Source organism: Rhodopseudomonas pentothenatexigens (genome assembly GCF_900218015.1).
Taxonomy (GTDB): Bacteria; Pseudomonadota; Alphaproteobacteria; order Rhizobiales; family Xanthobacteraceae; genus Rhodopseudomonas; species Rhodopseudomonas pentothenatexigens.
Window position 1 is genome coordinate 43,075 of the sequence record NZ_UFQQ01000028.1, and the last position, 17,704, is coordinate 60,778.

Genomic DNA, 17,704 nt, shown 5'->3' on the forward strand with positions numbered 1-17,704 from the left:
ACTCACTTCTCGAAGACATCGCAGATAACGAAGAGATGTGTCAGGATCGACAAGCCAGCAGCCTCGCGCCCCTTGTCACCCCCTCCTCCTCCGGCCCATTCATACATAGCCAGGAAAAGATCGTCCCCATCGAAATCTTCCGCTCGCAATTCCTGGTATTTCATAAGAAAACCGTTCCTGAGCCGGTCCGGGAACGTGCTATCCAGCTGGGAAGCAGACTGGAGAACCCGTTCCACCTCTCTGGACTTCGCAGCTCCCAGTGTCAGCAACATGGTCGAGGTTGCCCCGAGCTTGTTCTTTGCGATCTTTGCCGCAGGTGGAATGGCATTAAAATCGCCATTTCCCACGGCCGCCGGAGCCAGCAAGGCTTTGGCGACAACCTCCAGCTCAGCGAAACCGATGTCCGTAATTTTGGCGGACAAATTCTCACGGTACTGGCGTTCGTGCTGTTCCTTCCACTGCTTGAGCAGGACTGCTGGATAGGTTTCATGCTGCCCATCGACGATGACATGGTGAGTGGGGCAAAACAGCATGAGATTGTCCGCTTGCCGTAACTGCTTCTCGGTCATTCCGGGGTTGCCCCGCGGACCCTTCCCGCTATGCGCATAGATGTGGCTGATGTGCCCGACGACGATGTTCGGAGAACTTAAAGTCGCAGCCTTGATGATGGGCTGCGAGCACTCGGGATGCGCGCACTGATTCCCACACAGGGCAAAGAGCAGTTTGAGCGTCTTGTCGGAATAAGACCGCGCCTTGGCAACCTTTTTAGGCGGCGATTTTGGCTGAGACTCGTTGAGGGAGCTCACTGGGCGCAATCCGAGTGGGTTGTTTGCAATGTCTCTTACTACCACAAGCAGATACGCTCGCCGAGATGTTCAGCACAATTCGTCCCATTCCTGCACAAGCTCAGGCCATAGGGGCGAAGGCATCTTCCGGAATGACATCGCTATGGTCGACCGCTCGCGGCCGCCCGTCGACCCATCGGTGGTGGCAGCCCTCGTTGACGACGAGTTCGCAATTAAGCGCCGGCGACGCGGCAAGAAGCCCGGCTGCAAGCCGAGAACCAGACTTTCGAGCACATCTCCATCAGCGAACGCACTGCCTTCGAAGTTTGGCTAGGTCAAACAATCCATACGATGTTCTAGGCGTGGCAGCGCCCAGCGCCCTTGCGGACTGCAATAACTTCTTTGTTTCCTGCGAATGTGCCTTCCAACCCGCCCTGCACGGTAAGCCGGTTGTCCTATCGAATAACGACGGCTGCGTCATTGCGCGGAGCAACGAAAAAAGGCGCTTGGCATCGGCATGGGTCGACCCCCGGCACCTCAGCAAAGTGAAGTTTGAAAAGGCGAAGTTTTACTCGCGCACCATTTGCCCCCGGATCGGGTCCGAGGATGGACGCCAGCCAAGCCAGTGGAAGCCTCTGATTCATCGATCAGAACGTTCATCACTAATGGGGGCAAGTTCGGCGCCTATTCACACGATGGACAGCTCGCACGACCGAACAATTCGTGGCAAGGTCCGCGTTGCAGTGCTCCACCGGGGTGCTCCACCGTCAACATCCGGGCGCTCGATAAGTTATTGATTTTGAAGGACTTCTGCGCTATCAAGCAGCGATGGCGGAGAGGGAGGGATTCGAACCCCCGATAGGCTTGCACCTATGCCGCATTTCGAGTGCGGTGCATTCAACCACTCTGCCACCTCTCCTGGTGCCAAAAGCGGGCGATTCACGCCCGGTGGTCGGGGCGTGTTCTAGGCGAGGCGGGGCGGATGCACAAGGTGGGTCGGAAGATTTGGCGGCCATGACGGTGCCGCCACGACGACCGCCCCGAGCCGCACGGCCGGCCCCCCGCCGGCCAAAACTGGCAACCGGTCTGGTGAAGCGATGCCAGCCGGCCCCGGTCGGCCGCTCAGGCCTTTTCTTTCCGCTCCTTCTTGTCCTTGTCTTTTTCCTTCTCCCGCTCCTTCTTCGCCTTGTCCTTGTCCTTGGACTTGCGGTTGGTGAAGCGGGCGTTGCCGAGGCCGGTGCCGATCGTCAGCACGCCCCAGCGCTCGAATTCCTGCATGAACGGCACTTCGCTGAGGCCCTGGGCCACACCGTCATTGTGCATCAGGATTGCGGTGTCGTGTCTGCCGATCGTCGGGATGCCTTCGAGCAGGCTGCGCGGCAGGTGGAATTTGCTGCTCTCCCAATTGCCGGGCAGGTTCTGGGCGCCCTTTTCGATGCTGCCGTCGGCGTTGATCACGCCCGGACAGGAAATGCCGATGAACGGCGCCAGCTTGAAGCCTTCGTCCTCGGCCTCCGAGATCAAATCCTTCAGCATCCGCGTCAGCCGCTTCACCGCGCCCTCGCGGGTCGGCTCGTCCTCGGCGTGTCGCCAAAGGTCGGACTTCCACACCGACGCCTTCGACAGGTCCGGCGCCTTCTTCCAGCAGGTCTCGACCACGCCGCAGCGGATGTTGGAGCCGCCGATGTCGACCGCCAGGATGCTGTCATGGGCCTCGAAGATCCACGACGGCGCCAGATGCAGGCAGCCGATCAGGCCGGCCTCGTCGGGATGGAACCGGATCGGCACCAGATCGACCTTATGTCCCTCTGATCGCAATAGAATTTCTGTTCGTGCGATGGCGATCTCGCCGAGCCGGCTCTGCCGGAAGCCGCCGCCGACGACGATGCATTCGGTGTCGGTCCAGGCCTTGGTCTTGAGGAATCGCTTGGTCACATAAGCGAGCTCCTGGGCGAAGTCCTCGATCGCGCCATGCACCAGCGCAGCCGCATTGGCGTCGTCGCCGGTCAGCACCGCGTCCAGCATGGACTTGGAGATGTCCTCCGTCGCGGTCTTGCCGAACGGGTCCTCGCCGTTCTTGCGCAGCGGCTTGCGCCAGGAGTCGAGGATGCGCTGGAACGCGCCCTTGCTGGCGCGGTCGCCCAGGAAGCCGTCCTCGTCCTTCAGCTCGATATTGTAGGTGTCGATGTCGACCGACGGCAGCCGCGCGGCGCCGTGGACCGCGATGCCCGCGGTCGTGGTGGTCAGCGTATCCTCAGCCATGGCGCGTCCCCCGTGAAAACCGCATGACAACGGCCCGGGAACCGGTTGGTTGCATCCGCCGACCGGCCAAACAGCCCGTTTGGTCGCGGCCGGCGCCGCTCCCGCGGCGGATTTGGCCGCCTTTGCCTTGACTTGACTTCGCCGGGCAGTATAAGTCCGGCACCGGCGCGGGCAGGTCTCGCGCCGAATCCTTTTGTGCGGCCAGAGGCGGCTTCCGCCCGGCTCAAGTCCATCCGCACGGAATGCCCGCGGCGATCCCGCCGCAAGTCCTTAACCGACTGACCAAAAAGCCGGCCCGGGTCACCCGAGGCCGGGATCGAACACGAAGGAAGAAAAACGATGTTCGCAGTCATCAAAACCGGCGGCCGGCAGTACCGCGTCGTTCCGGAAGATGTGCTCGAAGTAGGCAAGCTCGACGGCGACGTCGGCAGCATCATCCAGCTCGGCGAAGTGCTGGTGCTGGGCGGCGACACCCCGACGCTGGGCGCGCCCACCGTGGCCGGCGCCACCGTCGCCGCCGAGGTGCTGGACCACAAGCGCGGTCCGAAGGTGATCGCGTTCAAGAAGCGCCGCCGCAAGCACTCCAAGCGCAAGCGCGGCTATCGCGACGAAATCACCGTGCTGCGGATCACCGAGATCCTCGCCGACGGCAAGCAGCCCTCGGTCGGCCCGCGCCCCAAGCGCGTCAAGGCCGAAGCGACTCCGGCGGCGGACGCTGCCGAGTAAGCCGGCGCGCAGCAGGCGTGACAAAAAAGCGGGATGATTCCGTAACGGGATTCATCTAAAAGGTATTCGGATTTTGGAGACGGGCTATGGCTCATAAAAAGGCGGGCGGTTCTTCGCGCAACGGACGTGATTCCGCGGGCAAGCGCCTCGGCATCAAGGCTTACGGCGGCGAACACGTGATTCCCGGCAACATCATTGCGCGTCAGCGCGGCACTCAGTGGCATCCCGGCGTCAACGTCGGCATGGGCACTGATCACACCCTGTTCGCCAAGGTGGAAGGCCGCGTCGAATTCCGCGCCAAAGCCAACGGCCGCACCTACGTATCGGTCCTTCCGATTGCGATGCAGGCGGCCGAATAGACGGTGGAACGAATATGTGTCCGCCGGGTCCTGTCAAACCGGCGGAGCACACAAGGGCTCCAGGGGAGGCGGGATAACCGGCCTCCCCTTTTTCTTTGCGTAGTTCTACGGCGCATCTTCAGGAGCCCGCCATGTTGCAGGAGATCCCGACCACCACGCCCTCGTTGCGCGAAGCGAGACCGTGCGTCCTCGAGACCGAGCGGCTGACGCTGCGTAAACCGGTGCTCGCGGACGTACAGGCCATCGCTTCGCTCGCCAACGATCGCCGCGTCGTCGAGATGACCCGGCGGATGCCGTTCCCATACAGCCGCGACGACGCCGCGCGCTTCGTCACCGCGCTGGGCCAGGGCCACGACAGCGTCTTCCTGATCGAGGCCGAAGACCTGGAGCCGATCGGACTGGTCGGCGTCGACTGGAGCGACCGCGATGCGCCGGAGCTCGGCTATTGGCTCGGCGTGCAGCATTGGGGCAACGGCTACGCCACCGAAGCCGCGCGGGCGGTGATCGACTTCACCTTCGAGGTGCACGGCGCCCGGCAGATGATCTCCGGCGCCCGCGTGATCAATCCGGCGTCGCGCAACGTGCTGGAGAAGTGCGGCTTCCAGTGGACCGGCGTCGAGCTGCACCGTTTCGAATCGATCGGCTCGTCGACTCCGGTCGACTGCTTCCGTCTGACCCGCGGGGTGTGGTCGTCGCTGAAGAAGTGGGGCACCACCAGGCGGCGCTGCTGACCCGCGCGGTCGCGCGTCGTCAATGAAGTGAACCGATCCGCCGGGCCGCGACCCGGCCGATGTTGTTTCGGGACAGTCGTATCGAGCCGCGGCCTCGCCGTTACCGGCCGCTTAACCACGGCGGGACGACGAACCGTCAGCCTCGGTCGGAACCGAGTTCAGCGAAGCGCGCAGGCTGCGTAGGACGGACTTCCACACAGGGAGTTCCGAAATGTCCGCTCATCGCTACATCCAAGCCGTCCTCGCCCGCGACCTCGCCGAAGACATCCAGCCGCTCGCGCCCGCGACGATCGATCAGCTCGAACGCGCCGCCGACCGCGCCGTGGAGGCCGATCAGCACCGCGAGCGGGCCGAACAGCTCAGCTTCCGCTTCGTCGATCTCGACCGCCGTTTCGGCATCTGATCACGACGCATCGCGGCGCGTTCAATCGGCGCTTAACCATCGCCGGGCGCACGTGCCGCTTCCGTCCCCGCGACTACGCGATTTTCATCAATGCCGTGTAGTCAGGTGTCAGTTCGACCAGGGAGGTCCCAATGTCCGATTCGCCAGACCACAGCGTCACCGCGCGCGACGTGCGCAACGAGTTCCGTGCCGACCTCGACGCGTTCGAGGCGACCGAACGCAAGCTGCTGATCGAAGAGCGCCGCGAACGCGCGCGCCTGCTCAGCGAACGATTCAGCGGGCTGGCGCTCCGGGTGGGCGAGTAGTCAACCGCCCTCGGACGGCCGCGGTGCGCTGCGTTCGCGCCAGCCGAGATACAGCCCGGCCGCGATGATGATCGCGACCCCGGCCACGGTTGCGTGCGACGGCACGTCGCCGAACAGCAACCAGCCGAACGCGGCGGCGAAGATGATCATCGTGTACTGATACGGCACCACGACGCTCGCCGGCGCCAGCCGCAGTGAGCGATTGACGCACAGCAGACCGACCGCCGACACCGCCCCCGAGATCGCGAACCACACCAAATCGGTCGCGGACGGCGTGATCCAGCCGGACGGCGCCAGAACCGATCCCAGCACCAGCGTGCCGGCGAACTGCTGCGAGGCCAGCACCATGTCGGGAGTCCGGCGCAGAAACCGGGTCAGCAGCAGCAGCCCGGCGAACAGTACGCTGGCCAGGATCGCGATCAGCGCCGGCCAGCTGACCGTCTGGGCCGACGGCTGCAGCGCGATCAGCACACCGACGAAGCCGACGCCGATCGCGATCCCCCGCGGCCGGTCGATGGTCTCGCCGAGAAACACCGCTGCACCGACGGAGACGAACAGCGACGAGGCCAGATAGAAGGTGATGACGTCGGCGAGCGGCAGATAGACGGTGGCCAGATAGAACACCGCGACTTCGCAGGTCGCGATCAGCGTCCGCGCCAGTTGCAGACCCGGCCGCTCCAGCCGCAGGAACGCGCGGCGCTGGCGCCAGATCAGCGGCGACAGCACGAGCAAACCGCCCAACGCGCGCAGCAGCAACAGCTGCCCGACCGAATAGACCGCCACCACCGTCTTACCCGCCGCGTCGGCGAACGAGAACGCCAGCATCGCCAGCAGCATCAGCAGGATGCCGGTGATCCGCGCAGTGCGCGGATCGGATGCGGTGGTGATTTTGGCGAACAGCCCCATATCTGCCCTGTCGGTCAAGACCGGCGCTTATCGCGCCGCTGCGCGAACCGACGCAAGGCGTCGCAGCGTCGCTTCGACTTTCAGACCGCCCTGGCTGCAGACGGTGATCGAAGTGTTGCCGCGCCCCCCGACCTTACGATACGGATGACCCATGAAATTCCTCGATGAAGCCAAGGTTTACATCCGCTCCGGCGACGGCGGGAACGGCTGCGTCGCGTTCCGCCGCGAGAAGTTCATCGAATTCGGCGGCCCCAATGGCGGCAATGGCGGTCGCGGCGGCGACATCATCGTCGAGGCCGCCGACGGCCTGAACACGCTGATCGACTACCGTTACCAGCAGCACTTCAAGGCCCAGAAGGGCGGCAACGGCATGGGCAGCGACCGCCACGGCGCCGGCGGCAAGGACATCGTCATGAAGGTGCCGGTCGGCACCCAGATCTTCGACGAGGACAAGGAAACGCTGATCCACGACTTCACCAAGGTCGGCGAGCGTTTCGTGCTGGCCAAGGGCGGCAATGGCGGCTTCGGCAACGCCCATTTCAAATCCTCGACCAACCGCGCGCCGCGCCACGCCAACCCCGGCCTGCCGGGCGAAGAGCGCTGGATCTGGCTGCGGCTGAAGCTGATCGCCGATGCCGGCCTGGTCGGGCTGCCGAACGCGGGCAAATCGACTTTCCTGTCCAAGGTCAGCGCCGCCAAGCCGAAGATCGCCGACTATCCGTTCACGACGCTGCATCCGCAGCTGGGTGTGGTGAATAGTGACGGCCGCGAGTTCGTGCTTGCCGACATTCCTGGGCTGATCGAAGGCGCCCACGAAGGCGCCGGCCTCGGCGACCGCTTCCTCGGCCACATCGAGCGCTGCCGGGTGCTGCTGCATCTGATCGACGCCACCTGCGAACACGCCGGCAAGGCCTACAAGACGGTGCGCGGCGAACTCGAAGCCTATGCCGAGACGCTGGTCGACAAGATCGAAATCGTTGCGCTGAACAAGATCGACGCCGTCGATCCGGACGAATTGAAGAAGCAGAAGGACCGGCTGAAGCGGGCGGCCAAGAAGACTCCGCTGCTGCTGTCGGGCGTCACCGGGCAGGGTGTGCCGGAGGCGCTGCGGGCGCTGGTCGCGGTGATCGGCGAAGCGCCGGTGTCCGACAAGGCGATCGGCACCGCCGACAATCCGGCCGAAGCCAAGCCTTGGGCCCCGCAGGACGCCTGAGCGGCGCAGCAGCGGAGATCGACAGATCTGCCGGTCCGTTTGCACGGCTTGCGCGGGCCGGCGCCGTGCTGCAAAACGAGCCACTTCCCGCCAGTCGCCGCGCTCTGCGCCGCGACGCTGTGATCGATACCTCCGATGGCCAGTCCCAAGCTTCACGATTTCCGCCGCATCGTCGTCAAGGTCGGCTCGTCGCTGCTGATCGACTCCGCCGCCGGCGAGGTGCGGGCCGGATGGCTGACGGCGCTCGCCGCCGACATCGCCGAGCTGCATCGCGGCGGCCGCGACGTGATGGTGGTGTCGTCCGGCTCGATCGCGCTGGGGCGCAGCCGACTGAAGCTGCCGCGCGGTCCGCTGAAGCTCGAGGAAAGTCAGGCCGCGGCCGCAGTCGGCCAGATCGAGCTGGCGCGGACCTGGTCCGAAGTGCTCGGCGCTCACGGCATCGGCGCCGGCCAGATCCTGGTGACGTTCCAGGACACCGAGGAACGCCGACGCTATCTCAACGCCCGCTCGACCATCGGCAAGCTGCTGGAATGGCGGGCTGTCCCGGTGATCAACGAGAACGACACCGTCGCCACCACCGAAATCCGCTACGGCGACAACGACCGTCTCGCGGCGCGGGTCGCCACGATGGCGAGCGCCGATCTGCTGATCCTGCTGTCCGACATCGACGGGCTTTACACCGCTCCGCCCGGCAGCAATCCCGACGCCACGCTGATCTCGGTGGTCGAATCGATCACCGCCGAGATCGAGGGTATGGCCGGGGCCGCCGGTTCGGAACTATCCCGCGGCGGCATGCGTACCAAGATCGAGGCGGCCAAGATCGCGACGTCGGCCGGAACGCATATGCTGATCGCCTCCGGCAAGATCGATCACCCGCTCAAGGCGATCGCCGAGGGCGGCAAGTGCACCTGGTTCCTGACCCCCGCCAATCCGGTCACGGCGCGCAAGCGCTGGATCGCAGGCTCGCTGGAGCCGAAGGGAACGCTGACGATCGACGCCGGCGCGGTCAGCGCGCTACGCGCCGGCAAGAGCCTGCTGCCGGCCGGCGTGATCCGGGTCGACGGCCAGTTCTCCCGCGGCGATGCGGTGATCGTGCGCGGGCCGGATACTCACGAGATCGGCCGCGGCCTGGTCGCGTACGACGCCGAGGACGCCGAGAAGATCAAAGGCCGGTCGTCCCCCGACGTGATGATGATTCTCGGAATCACCGGCCGCGCCGAGATGATCCATCGCGACGACCTGGTGGTCGGAACGGCACCAGCGTGATCAGGGCGCGATATCCTTGGGCGTAATGTCCTGGCGCCCGTGCAGCACACGCGCAATCCGAATGGCTCCCGCCTCGGCCGTGTAGAAGACCAGGTAACTACCGACAGGAAAACTCCGGACCGTTGGTGACAGTTCGGGGCGCCGCCGCCCTGCACCAGGATTCTGCGTGAGGAGGTCGAACGTTTGGGTGATCAATTCGATCACCGCATCAGCAGCGTGTTCGTTATCAGTTGCAATAAATGACCAGATCTGATCGAGGTCGGTGCGCGCGCGTGGACTGAGGCGACGATTAAGAAACACTTTTGGAGGCTGCTGCGCGCGCAGCGGCGAGCCTCTCCCGTCCACGTCGCTTCACATCCTCAGCCAAGGTCTTGGCGTCGAACTCCTCGCCCGGCCCGCTGTCCAGCCCCTTCTGAATCTCGGCGCGCAGTGCTTCGAGCTTGGCCTCGCGCGCCTGCATCTGGCGCAGGCTTTCCCGCACGACGTCGCCGGCGGTTTCGTAGCGACCGCTTTCGACCAAGCTGTCGACGAACGCCGCGGAGTGCTCGTCGAGGGTGTAGCTGCCGGCCATGGGAGCCTCCTTGAGCAGATTTCAGAAGGATAGGGATCACCCGGTTTCCCTGCAACCGGCTTGGCGTACCGGCATTTTCCTCCTATTTACATGACGCAACTCGGATTTTTCAGGCTCCAGCCCATGACCGCCCCGCTCAAAGCCATCGACGGCAGCGCCGAACTGACGACGCTGACGACCGACCTGGGCCGCCAGGCCCGCGCCGCCGCCCGGATCCTGGCGCTGGCGCCGCCGGAGCAGAAGAACCGCGCGCTGGAGGCGATGGAGCGGGCGATCCGCGCCCATGCCGACAAGATCCTGGCGGCGAATGCCGAGGATGTCGCCGATGCCAAGGCGGCTGGCACGACGTCGGCGTTTCTGGACCGGCTGACGCTGACGCCGGCGCGGGTCGAGGCGATGGCCGAAAGCATCACGGTGGTGCGTGGCATCGCCGATCCGGTCGGTACCGTCACCGAGAGCTGGCAACGGCCGAACGGCATGACGATCGAGCGCGTCCGCGTGCCGCTCGGCGTCGTCGCGGTGATCTTCGAAAGCCGGCCCAACGTCGCCGCCGACGCCGGCGTGCTGTGCCTGAAGTCCGGCAATGCCGTGATCCTGCGCGGCGGCTCCGAGAGCTTCCGCTCCTGCCGTGCGATTCACGACTGCCTGGTGCAGGGGCTGCGCGAGGCGGGGCTGCCGGACGCGGCGATTAGCTTGGTGCCGACCCGCGACCGTGCCGCGGTGGGCCTGCTCCTCGCGGGCCTCGATGGTGCAGTCGACGTCATCGTGCCGCGCGGCGGCAAGAGCCTGGTGGCGCGTGTCGAAAGCGAGGCGCGGGTGCCGGTGTTCGCGCATCTCGAAGGCGTCAATCACGTCTATGTCGATCGCAGCGCCGATCCGGCGATGGCCAAGTCGATCGTGCTCAACGCCAAGATGCGCCGCACCGGCGTCTGCGGCGCGGCCGAAACGCTGCTGATCGATCGCGCGGGCGCTGCGACGCATCTGGCGCCGCTGGTGACGATGCTGATCGACTCGGGGTGCGAAGTCCGCGGCGATCAGGCCGTGCAACAGGTCGATCCCCGGGTGAAGCCGGCGAGCGACGAGGATTGGGACACCGAGTATCTCGATGCGGTGATCGCCGCCAAGCTGGTCGACGGCGTCGACGCGGCGATCGCCCATATCCACGATCACGGATCGCACCACACCGACGCGATCGTCGCCGAGGATGCTCAGGCCGCCGCGAAGTTTCTCGGCGAAGTCGATTCCGCGATCGTGCTGCACAACGCCTCGACGCAGTTCGCCGACGGCGGCGAATTCGGTTTCGGCGCCGAGATCGGAATCGCCACCGGCAAATTTCACGCCCGCGGGCCGGTCGGCGCCGAGCAGCTCACGACCTTCAAGTATCGCATCCATGGCAGCGGGCAGACCCGGCCGTGATGCCGCCGCGCCGCCGAGGCTGAGGTGACGCCGGATCTCGCCGCGGCGCGCCGCGCGATTCCGCCGTTCACGCCCGGGATGCGGATCGGGCTGCTCGGCGGCTCGTTCAACCCGCCGCATCTGGCGCATCGTGCGATCAGTCAGTTCGCCATCAAGCGGCTGAAGCTCGACCGGCTGTGGTGGCTGGTATCGCCTGGCAATCCGCTGAAGGATATCTCCAGCCTGCGCGAGATCGACGCCCGGGTCGCCGCAGCACAGAGCGTCGCGGACGATCCGCGCATCCGGGTCAGCCGTCTCGAAGCCGTCATCGGCACCCGCTACACTGCTGATACTCTTCGTTATCTGCGCCGGCATTGTCCCGGCGCTCGCTTCGTCTGGATCATGGGCGCCGACAATCTGGCTCAGTTCCATCGCTGGCAGCAGTGGCAGCAGATCGCGGCCGAGGTCCCGATTGCGGTGATCGACCGTCCGCCGACCAGCTTGCGCGCATTGGCGGCTCCCGCCGCGCAGCGCCTGATGCGAATGCGAATTCCTACCGACAAGGCGGCGACGCTGGCGGATCGCGCCGCGCCTGCCTGGGTGTTTCTAACCGGACTGAAATCGCCGGTGTCCTCGACCGCGTTGCGGAACCCCGATGGAAGCTGGAAGACATGATGGTCGCGTCTGCTGGACTCTCGGCGCGGCGCTCCCCACATCGGACGTGTGACTTTTGCGAGACGGCGCGGCGGCTTCTACGGCGCACTCGAGGCGCCCTGGATTCCACTTTGCTGGAAATTGCTTTAGAATGGCCTGTGGGCGCCGGGAGTCGGCACCCGCGATACAGTGAAAGGAAAGGTCCCTGACCACTTCTGTATTGTCCACGTCGGCTTTGCCGAAATCGGTCGCGGCAGAGGCTTCGCGGTCCGCGTCAACCAGGACTGCGCCAGTACCGACCCCTGAGGCGATCACTCCGAATGCATCGCAGTTCAAAGCTGCGCCCGATGCGGAGGCAACGCTGAAACTGATCCTCTCCCGCCTCGACGACATGAAGGCGGAAGAGACGGCGACCATCGACCTCCGCGGCAAATCAGCGATGTTCGACTACGTGGTCGTCACCAGCGGACGGGCCAACCGTCACGTCGGCGCGATCGCCGAGAACGTCGTCAAGGCGCTGAAGCAGGCCGGCATCGCCGCGCCGCACGTCGAAGGCTTGCCGAATTGCGATTGGGTGCTGATCGACAGCGGTGACGTGGTGCTGCACGTCTTCCGTCCCGAGGTCCGCGAATTCTACAACCTCGAGCGGTTGTGGACCCAGGGACCGTCGCCGGCGAAGACGCTGTAGTTATCGGACCCGGTTGGTGTCGGCGCGACTGGCGGCGCCTGTCTGATGGATGAGTAGCGCGGCTCTCGCGCAAGAGGCGCGTGAGCCGATGCGACTGATGATCCTGGCGGTCGGTAAGCTGAAGCAGGGGCCGGAGCGAGAGCTCGCCGAGCGATATCGCGCGCGGTTCGACGATTTCGGCCGCAAGCTCGGCTTCCGCGGCCTCGACATCCACGAGATCTCCGAGAGCCGCGCCCGGGAGGCGCCGGCGCGGATGGCGGAAGAAGCCGCCGCGATCGCCGCCCAGGTGCCCGACGGCGCGGTTCTGGTGGCGCTTGACGAGCGCGGCCAAAGCCTCGGCAGCGCGGCCTTTGCCGCGCAGCTCGGGCGCTGGCGGGACGAACAGGTGGCAGGTACTATTTTCGTGATCGGCGGTGCGGACGGACTTTTGCCCGAATTGCGGCGCAAGGCAAAGTTGAGCCTGTCGTTCGGCGCTGCGACCTGGCCGCACCAGATGGTCCGTGTCCTACTGTTGGAGCAGATCTATCGGGCCGCGACGATCTTGGCGGGACATCCATACCATCGTGCGTAACCGACGCCGAAGTGAACCGATGCATGTACCGCGCGACACGGCTGCGAGGGATCAGGCGGCTGCCGGCAATTGGCGGCGCGTGGCGCTGTTGTCCGCTGGCCTCGCCGCGGGCGGTGTGTTCGCCGGCTCTCAAGACGCTCTGATCGGCTCAGCCCGGGCGCAGACAGCGCCGGCCGCCACCGCTGCATCGCCGTCGATGGCCGACCTGATCAAGCAGCACGAGCAGGAGCTGGAAGCGGCCCGTGCGCAGCAAAAGAGCGCCGCCGAACAGCAGGACAAGCTGAGAGCCGATCTCGCTGCCATCGGTGCTGACCGCAGCAAGCTCAACCAGGAACTGATCGACGTTGCCGGCAAAGTGCGGACGGTCGAAACTAGGATCAGCGACGCCGAAGCGCGATTGCGACCGCTGGACGCCCGCGAAACCGAAATCCGATCCTCGCTCGAGCAGCGCCGCGACGAGATCGGCGAGGTTCTGGCTGCGCTGCAGCGCGCCGGCCGCCGCGCCCCGCCGGCGCTGCTGGTGCGCCCCGAAGATGCACTGGAGTCGCTGCGAACCGCGATCCTGCTCGGCGCGGTGGTGCCGGAGCTGCGCACCCGGGCCGAACGACTCGCCACCGACCTCGGTGAACTGATCGCCGTGCGCCAGAGGATCGCCGCCGAGCGCGACGTGCTCGCCGCCGACCGTTCGAAGCTGACCGCCGACCAGACCCGGCTCGCCGCCCTGGTCGAGGAGCGGCAGCGGCAGCAGAGCGCCGTCGAAAAGGACATCGAGGCCGAGCGCGGCCGGGCCCTGACCCTGTCGCGCCAGGTCGACAGCCTGCAAGGCCTGATCGCCAAGATGGAGCAGGACCTCAAGAGCGCCGCCAAGGCGGCGGCGGTCGCCGGTCAGAAGGGGGCCCCCGCAGCACCGGGCGGCAAACCCAATCTGGCGGCGCTCAAAGATCCAGGCCGGCTCAGCCCGGCAGTCGCATTCGCGTCCGCCAAAGGCATGCTGCCGCTCCCGGTCAACGGAACCAAGATCCGCGATTTCGGCCGCCCCGACGGCGTCGGCGGCGTCGAGCGCGGCATCTCACTCGCAACGCGGCCGGGGGCGCAGATCACGACGCCGTGCGACGGCTGGGTGGTCTATGCCGGCCCATTCCGCTCCTACGGACAACTCTTGATCCTCAACGCCGGGGGCGGGTATCATGTCTTGATCGCCGGGATGGAGCGCATTTCGGTCAATATTGGCCAATTCGTGCTCACGGGAGAGCCGGTCGCGACCATGGGTTCGACCTCGCGGGTCGCCTCTATTATCGCGGCGAACGCCAGTCAGCCCGTGCTGTACGTCGAGTTCCGTAAAGACGGCACTCCCATCGATCCAGGCCCATGGTGGGCCGCAACTGAAGGCGAAAAGGTTCGCGGATGATGCGCAAGACTTCGGTAATCCTCCTCAGCGCCGTCACCGGTGCCGCGCTGACACTTTTCGTCACTCAGCCGCGCACGATGCTGATGGGCGCCAGTGCCCGCGCCGCCACCTCCGACACCTATCGCCAGCTCAATTTGTTCGGCGATGTGTTCGAGCGCGTCCGTAGTGACTACGTCGAGAAGCCGGACGACTCCAAGCTGATCGAATCCGCGATCAGCGGCATGCTGACCGGCCTCGATCCGCATTCCAGCTACATGGACGCCAAGAGCTTCCGTGACATGCAGGTGCAGACCCGCGGCGAATTCGGCGGCCTCGGCATCGAAGTCACGATGGAAGACGGGCTGATCAAAGTGGTGTCGCCGATCGACGACACCCCCGCGTCGAAGGCCGGCATTCTCGCCAACGACATCATCACCAATCTCGACGACGAGGCGGTGCAGGGCCTGACCTTGAACCAGGCGGTCGAGAAGATGCGCGGCCCGGTCAACACCAAGATCCGGCTGAAGATCGTCCGCAAGGGCCAGGACGCTCCGATCGAGGTGACGCTGGTGCGCGATAACATCCGCGTCCGCTCGGTGCGCGCCCGCGTCGAAGACGGCGACATCGGCTACATCCGCATCACCACCTTCAACGAGCAGACCACCGAGGGCCTCAAGAAGGAAATCGGCAACCTCACCAATCAGATCGGTGCCGACAAGCTGAAGGGCTTCATCCTCGATCTGCGCAACAATCCGGGCGGTCTGCTCGAGGAAGCCGTGACCGTGTCGGATGCATTCCTCGACCGCGGCGAGATCGTGTCGACCCGCGGCCGCAACGCCGAAGAAACCCAGCGCCGCTCCGCCCATGCGGGCGATCTCACCAAGGGCAAGCCGGTGATCGTGCTGGTCAACGGCGGCTCGGCCTCGGCGTCGGAGATCGTCGCCGGCGCGCTGCAGGACCATAAGCGCGCCACCGTGGTCGGCACCCGTTCGTTCGGCAAGGGCTCGGTGCAGACCATCATCCCGCTCGGCTCCGGCAACGGCGCGCTGCGGCTGACCACCGCGCGCTACTACACGCCGTCGGGCAAGTCGATCCAGGCCAAGGGCATCACCCCGGACATCGAAGTGATGCAGGACGTGCCCGCCGACCTCAAGGCGCGGACCGACACCAAGGGTGAGGCTTCGCTGCGCGGCCATCTGAAGGGCGCCGACGGCGACGAGAAGACCGGCTCGCAATCCTACGTGCCGCCGGAAGCCAAGGACGACAAGGCGCTGAAGGCAGCGGCCGATCTGCTCCACGGCATCAAGGTCAATGCGACCGCGCCGACGGCGGACAAGCAGACCAACGGCGACAAGGCCGCGGTCGACAAGCCGGCCGGCAACAAGGCGGCGAACTGACCGTTCGCATTCATCGACCCGGAATATCTGCGCGAAGGGCGGCCGGCGGGGCCGCCCTTTTTGCTGGGCGGCTTGGCGCCCGAGACCGCCGCGCGGCGTCGAGCGCCGGCTGCATCGTGCTATCGTCGCTCCGACTGATTCGGGAGATCGTTAGCAGTGTCGGCGGACGAACTGAGCACCCCGCTGGGTCAGAAGCGGAACCGGTGGCAGCGGCTGCGCCATTATCGGCTGCCGTTCAACGCCACGCAGGCGATCGCGACGCTGCTCGGCCTGTTCGTTCTGGTGTTCCTCGGCTTTGCGATCTTCGGCAACGATCCGTTCGGTGGCGAGCCGGTGGTTCAGGTCGAGATCAAGCCGGCCCCCGATGAGCCGAAACAGGCCGCAGCCGAACCCGGCCAGGATCAGGGCGGCAAGACCGGCGGCCCTGCGACTGCCGCCGCCGATCACCAAGGCACCAAGGAAGCGGCACCGGGCCACAAGACCATCACCATCATCGACGGCTCCAAGGGCACCCGCCAGGACGTGGTGGTCGCGACCGGCGGTGCGGAGAATGCGGAGCTGCCCGCCGCCCAGGCGCCGGCCGACGGGATCAACCCCAAGCTGCTCGAGCAATCGCGCTACGGCATGATTCCCGTGATGGTCGGCGGACTGAAGCCGTTCAACGCCTATGCGATGACCACCGACGCCGATCGCGCCAAGGCCGAGCGGATGCCGACGGTCACGATCGTGGTCGGCGGCCTCGGGATCGGCGCCGCCCGCACCAACGAGGCGGTGATGAAGCTGCCGGCGGCGGTGGCGCTCGCCTTCACGCCGTACGGATCGGACCCGGGCAAGCTGGCGACCGAGGCGCGGGCCAAGCGCCACGAGGTCATTCTGCAGATCCCGATGGAGCCGTTCGATTATCCGGACAACGACCCCGGACCGCAGACGCTGCTGACCTCCAGCGCGCCGGAGCAGAATCTCGACCGGCTGAACTGGCATCTCAGCCGGATTCAGGGCTACGTCGGACTATCGAATTTCATGGGCGCTCGGTTCGTCGCCACCGAGCCGGCGATGCAGGCGGTGATCCGCGACGCGGCCAAGCGCGGACTAGGCTATCTCGACGACGGCACCGCGCCGCGCAGCGTCGCCGGCACGCTGGCCAAATCGCTGGCGATCCCGTATGCGCGAGCCGACCTCACGATTGATCAGGTGCCCGCCGGCGCCGACGTCGACAAGGCGCTGGCGCGGCTGGAGAGCATCGCCAAGGAACGCGGCAGCGCAATCGGCATGGCTTCTGCGCTTCCCGTGACGATTGAACGAATTGTCAACTGGAGCAAGAGCTTGGAGAGCCGAGGCATCCTGCTGGTGCCATTGACAACGGCGATGCTGAAATCAAAATCGAGTTGAGTTGACCCTGCTTGGGGATGCGGAAGGCACTGACGGAATGGCCCGCTACGAAGACCTGCCCTATCGAACCTGCGTCGGCGTGATGCTGATCAACCGGGAGGGTCTCGTCTTCATCGGGCGCCGCGCCGGCGGCATCGAGCACGTCGACGAAACCCACGTCTGGCAAATGCCGCAAGGCGGCGTCGATCCCGGCGAGGACACCTGGGAAGCCGCCAAGCGCGAGCTGTTCGAGGAGACGAGCGTCCGCTCGGTCGAAAAGCTCGGCGAAGTGCCGGACTGGCTGATCTACGACATTCCTCGCACCGTCGCCGGCCGCGCCTGGAAGGGCCGCTACCGCGGCCAGCGCCAGAAATGGTTCGCCGCGCGCTTCACCGGGGTCGATTCCGAGATCAACGTCGCCCACCCCGGCGACGGCCACAAACCTGAATTCACCAGCTGGCGCTGGGAGCCGATGCACAATCTCCCGGAACTGATCGTGCCGTTCAAGCGCCCGGTCTACGAACGCGTCGTCAAAGAATTCACCCAGCTCGCCGCCGCGGTGTAACGCGACCGATCCTTTCGTCATTGCTGTGCAAGTTCAATAATTCGGTGATCGAATCCACCCATCAGGGAGGCTTCGATGCGCGACAACAGTTTCGACCGGACGATCGAGCGGAATTACATCCAGAAATGGCGGTTTCTGATGGCCGAGTACGA

21 protein-coding genes and 1 tRNA gene are annotated in these 17,704 nt (G+C 65.6%); 16 read left to right on the top strand and 6 right to left on the bottom strand.

What is annotated here, in order from left to right:
- Positions 1-2: 2 nt before the first annotated feature.
- Entirely contained in the window at positions 3-806 is an 804-nt protein-coding gene (locus DWA33_RS20835; RefSeq protein WP_114360427.1) for a hypothetical protein, read from the bottom strand.
- Between the two features lie 131 nt (positions 807-937).
- Between DWA33_RS20835 and DWA33_RS25780 the strand changes: the two genes are divergently transcribed.
- Positions 938-1,582 carry a Y-family DNA polymerase gene (locus tag DWA33_RS25780; protein WP_114360428.1) on the top strand — a complete coding sequence of 215 codons (645 nt, stop codon included), beginning with the start codon at positions 938-940 and terminating at the stop codon, positions 1,580-1,582.
- Between the two features lie 32 nt (positions 1,583-1,614).
- Here DWA33_RS25780 and DWA33_RS20845 read toward each other — a convergent pair.
- Positions 1,615-1,704 (bottom strand) — tRNA-Ser (locus DWA33_RS20845).
- A gap of 203 nt (positions 1,705-1,907) precedes the next feature.
- A complete protein-coding gene (locus tag DWA33_RS20850; RefSeq protein ID WP_114360429.1) occupies positions 1,908-3,047 on the bottom strand; it encodes an ROK family protein in 1,140 nt (379 codons plus the stop codon).
- 339 nt (positions 3,048-3,386) lie between these two features.
- Here DWA33_RS20850 and rplU point away from each other — a divergent pair, with 339 nt between their 5' ends.
- From rplU to DWA33_RS25285, 5 genes are all read left to right on the top strand, one after another.
- Complete coding sequence (gene rplU / locus DWA33_RS20855; RefSeq protein ID WP_114360430.1) at positions 3,387-3,773, top strand: 50S ribosomal protein L21; 387 nt, start codon at positions 3,387-3,389, stop codon at positions 3,771-3,773.
- Positions 3,774-3,859: 86 nt separating this feature from the next.
- On the top strand, positions 3,860-4,132 hold the full coding sequence (gene rpmA / locus DWA33_RS20860; protein WP_114360431.1) for a 50S ribosomal protein L27: 273 nt from the start codon (positions 3,860-3,862) through the stop codon (positions 4,130-4,132).
- A 131-nt stretch (positions 4,133-4,263) separates the two neighbouring features.
- Positions 4,264-4,863: a GNAT family N-acetyltransferase gene (locus DWA33_RS20865; RefSeq protein ID WP_114360432.1), complete on the top strand. Its 600-nt coding sequence runs from the start codon at positions 4,264-4,266 to the stop codon at positions 4,861-4,863.
- Between the two features lie 211 nt (positions 4,864-5,074).
- Positions 5,075-5,266: a hypothetical protein gene (locus DWA33_RS20870; RefSeq protein WP_114360433.1), complete on the top strand. Its 192-nt coding sequence runs from the start codon at positions 5,075-5,077 to the stop codon at positions 5,264-5,266.
- Positions 5,267-5,397: 131 nt separating this feature from the next.
- Positions 5,398-5,571, top strand: coding sequence for a hypothetical protein (locus DWA33_RS25285; RefSeq protein ID WP_167443249.1), 174 nt, complete (start codon positions 5,398-5,400; stop codon positions 5,569-5,571).
- Here the strand turns inward: DWA33_RS25285 and DWA33_RS20875 are convergent, their stop codons facing one another.
- Positions 5,572-6,477: a DMT family transporter gene (locus tag DWA33_RS20875; RefSeq protein WP_114360434.1), complete on the bottom strand. Its 906-nt coding sequence runs from the start codon at positions 6,475-6,477 to the stop codon at positions 5,572-5,574. It abuts the gene before it with no gap.
- Between the two features lie 151 nt (positions 6,478-6,628).
- Here DWA33_RS20875 and obgE point away from each other — a divergent pair, with 151 nt between their 5' ends.
- The gene (gene obgE / locus DWA33_RS20880; RefSeq protein WP_114360435.1) at positions 6,629-7,690 is read left to right on the top strand and encodes a GTPase ObgE; all 1,062 of its coding nucleotides are present in this window, start codon (positions 6,629-6,631) and stop codon (positions 7,688-7,690) included.
- 135 nt (positions 7,691-7,825) lie between these two features.
- Positions 7,826-8,956, top strand: coding sequence for a glutamate 5-kinase (gene proB / locus DWA33_RS20885; protein ID WP_114360436.1), 1,131 nt, complete (start codon positions 7,826-7,828; stop codon positions 8,954-8,956).
- Here the strand turns inward: proB and DWA33_RS20890 are convergent, their stop codons facing one another.
- Together DWA33_RS20890 and DWA33_RS20895 are read right to left on the bottom strand one after the other, a co-directional pair.
- Positions 8,957-9,256 carry a type II toxin-antitoxin system RelE/ParE family toxin gene (locus DWA33_RS20890; protein WP_114360437.1) on the bottom strand — a complete coding sequence of 100 codons (300 nt, stop codon included), beginning with the start codon at positions 9,254-9,256 and terminating at the stop codon, positions 8,957-8,959.
- On the bottom strand, positions 9,246-9,527 hold the full coding sequence (locus DWA33_RS20895) for a type II toxin-antitoxin system ParD family antitoxin (protein ID WP_110786880.1): 282 nt from the start codon (positions 9,525-9,527) through the stop codon (positions 9,246-9,248). Before DWA33_RS20895 ends, DWA33_RS20890 begins: the two co-directional genes overlap by 11 nt.
- 123 nt (positions 9,528-9,650) lie before the next feature.
- On the opposite strand from DWA33_RS20895, the gene DWA33_RS20900 reads away from it, so the two are divergent.
- The 8 genes from DWA33_RS20900 (at position 9,651) to DWA33_RS20935 (ending at position 17,552) form a co-directional block, all read left to right on the top strand.
- Positions 9,651-10,943, top strand: a complete 1,293-nt coding sequence (locus DWA33_RS20900; protein WP_114360438.1) for a glutamate-5-semialdehyde dehydrogenase — start codon at positions 9,651-9,653, stop codon at positions 10,941-10,943.
- A 24-nt stretch (positions 10,944-10,967) separates the two neighbouring features.
- Positions 10,968-11,597: a nicotinate-nucleotide adenylyltransferase gene (locus tag DWA33_RS20905; RefSeq protein ID WP_114360439.1), complete on the top strand. Its 630-nt coding sequence runs from the start codon at positions 10,968-10,970 to the stop codon at positions 11,595-11,597.
- A gap of 289 nt (positions 11,598-11,886) precedes the next feature.
- Complete coding sequence (rsfS, locus tag DWA33_RS20910; protein ID WP_114360448.1) at positions 11,887-12,264, top strand: ribosome silencing factor; 378 nt, start codon at positions 11,887-11,889, stop codon at positions 12,262-12,264.
- An 88-nt stretch (positions 12,265-12,352) separates the two neighbouring features.
- On the top strand, positions 12,353-12,835 hold the full coding sequence (gene rlmH / locus DWA33_RS20915; protein WP_114360440.1) for a 23S rRNA (pseudouridine(1915)-N(3))-methyltransferase RlmH: 483 nt from the start codon (positions 12,353-12,355) through the stop codon (positions 12,833-12,835).
- Between the two features lie 19 nt (positions 12,836-12,854).
- Positions 12,855-14,243 (top strand): murein hydrolase activator EnvC family protein, encoded by a 1,389-nt coding sequence (locus tag DWA33_RS20920; RefSeq protein WP_114360441.1) that lies wholly within the window; start codon positions 12,855-12,857, stop codon positions 14,241-14,243.
- Entirely contained in the window at positions 14,240-15,619 is a 1,380-nt protein-coding gene (locus DWA33_RS20925) for a S41 family peptidase (protein WP_114360442.1), read from the top strand. The genes DWA33_RS20920 and DWA33_RS20925 overlap by 4 nt, the downstream gene beginning before the upstream one ends.
- Positions 15,620-15,775: 156 nt before the next feature.
- The gene (locus DWA33_RS20930; protein ID WP_114360443.1) at positions 15,776-17,008 is read left to right on the top strand and encodes a divergent polysaccharide deacetylase family protein; all 1,233 of its coding nucleotides are present in this window, start codon (positions 15,776-15,778) and stop codon (positions 17,006-17,008) included.
- A 37-nt stretch (positions 17,009-17,045) separates the two neighbouring features.
- Positions 17,046-17,552 carry an RNA pyrophosphohydrolase gene (locus tag DWA33_RS20935; RefSeq protein WP_114360444.1) on the top strand — a complete coding sequence of 169 codons (507 nt, stop codon included), beginning with the start codon at positions 17,046-17,048 and terminating at the stop codon, positions 17,550-17,552.
- Positions 17,553-17,704: the final 152 nt, after the last annotated feature.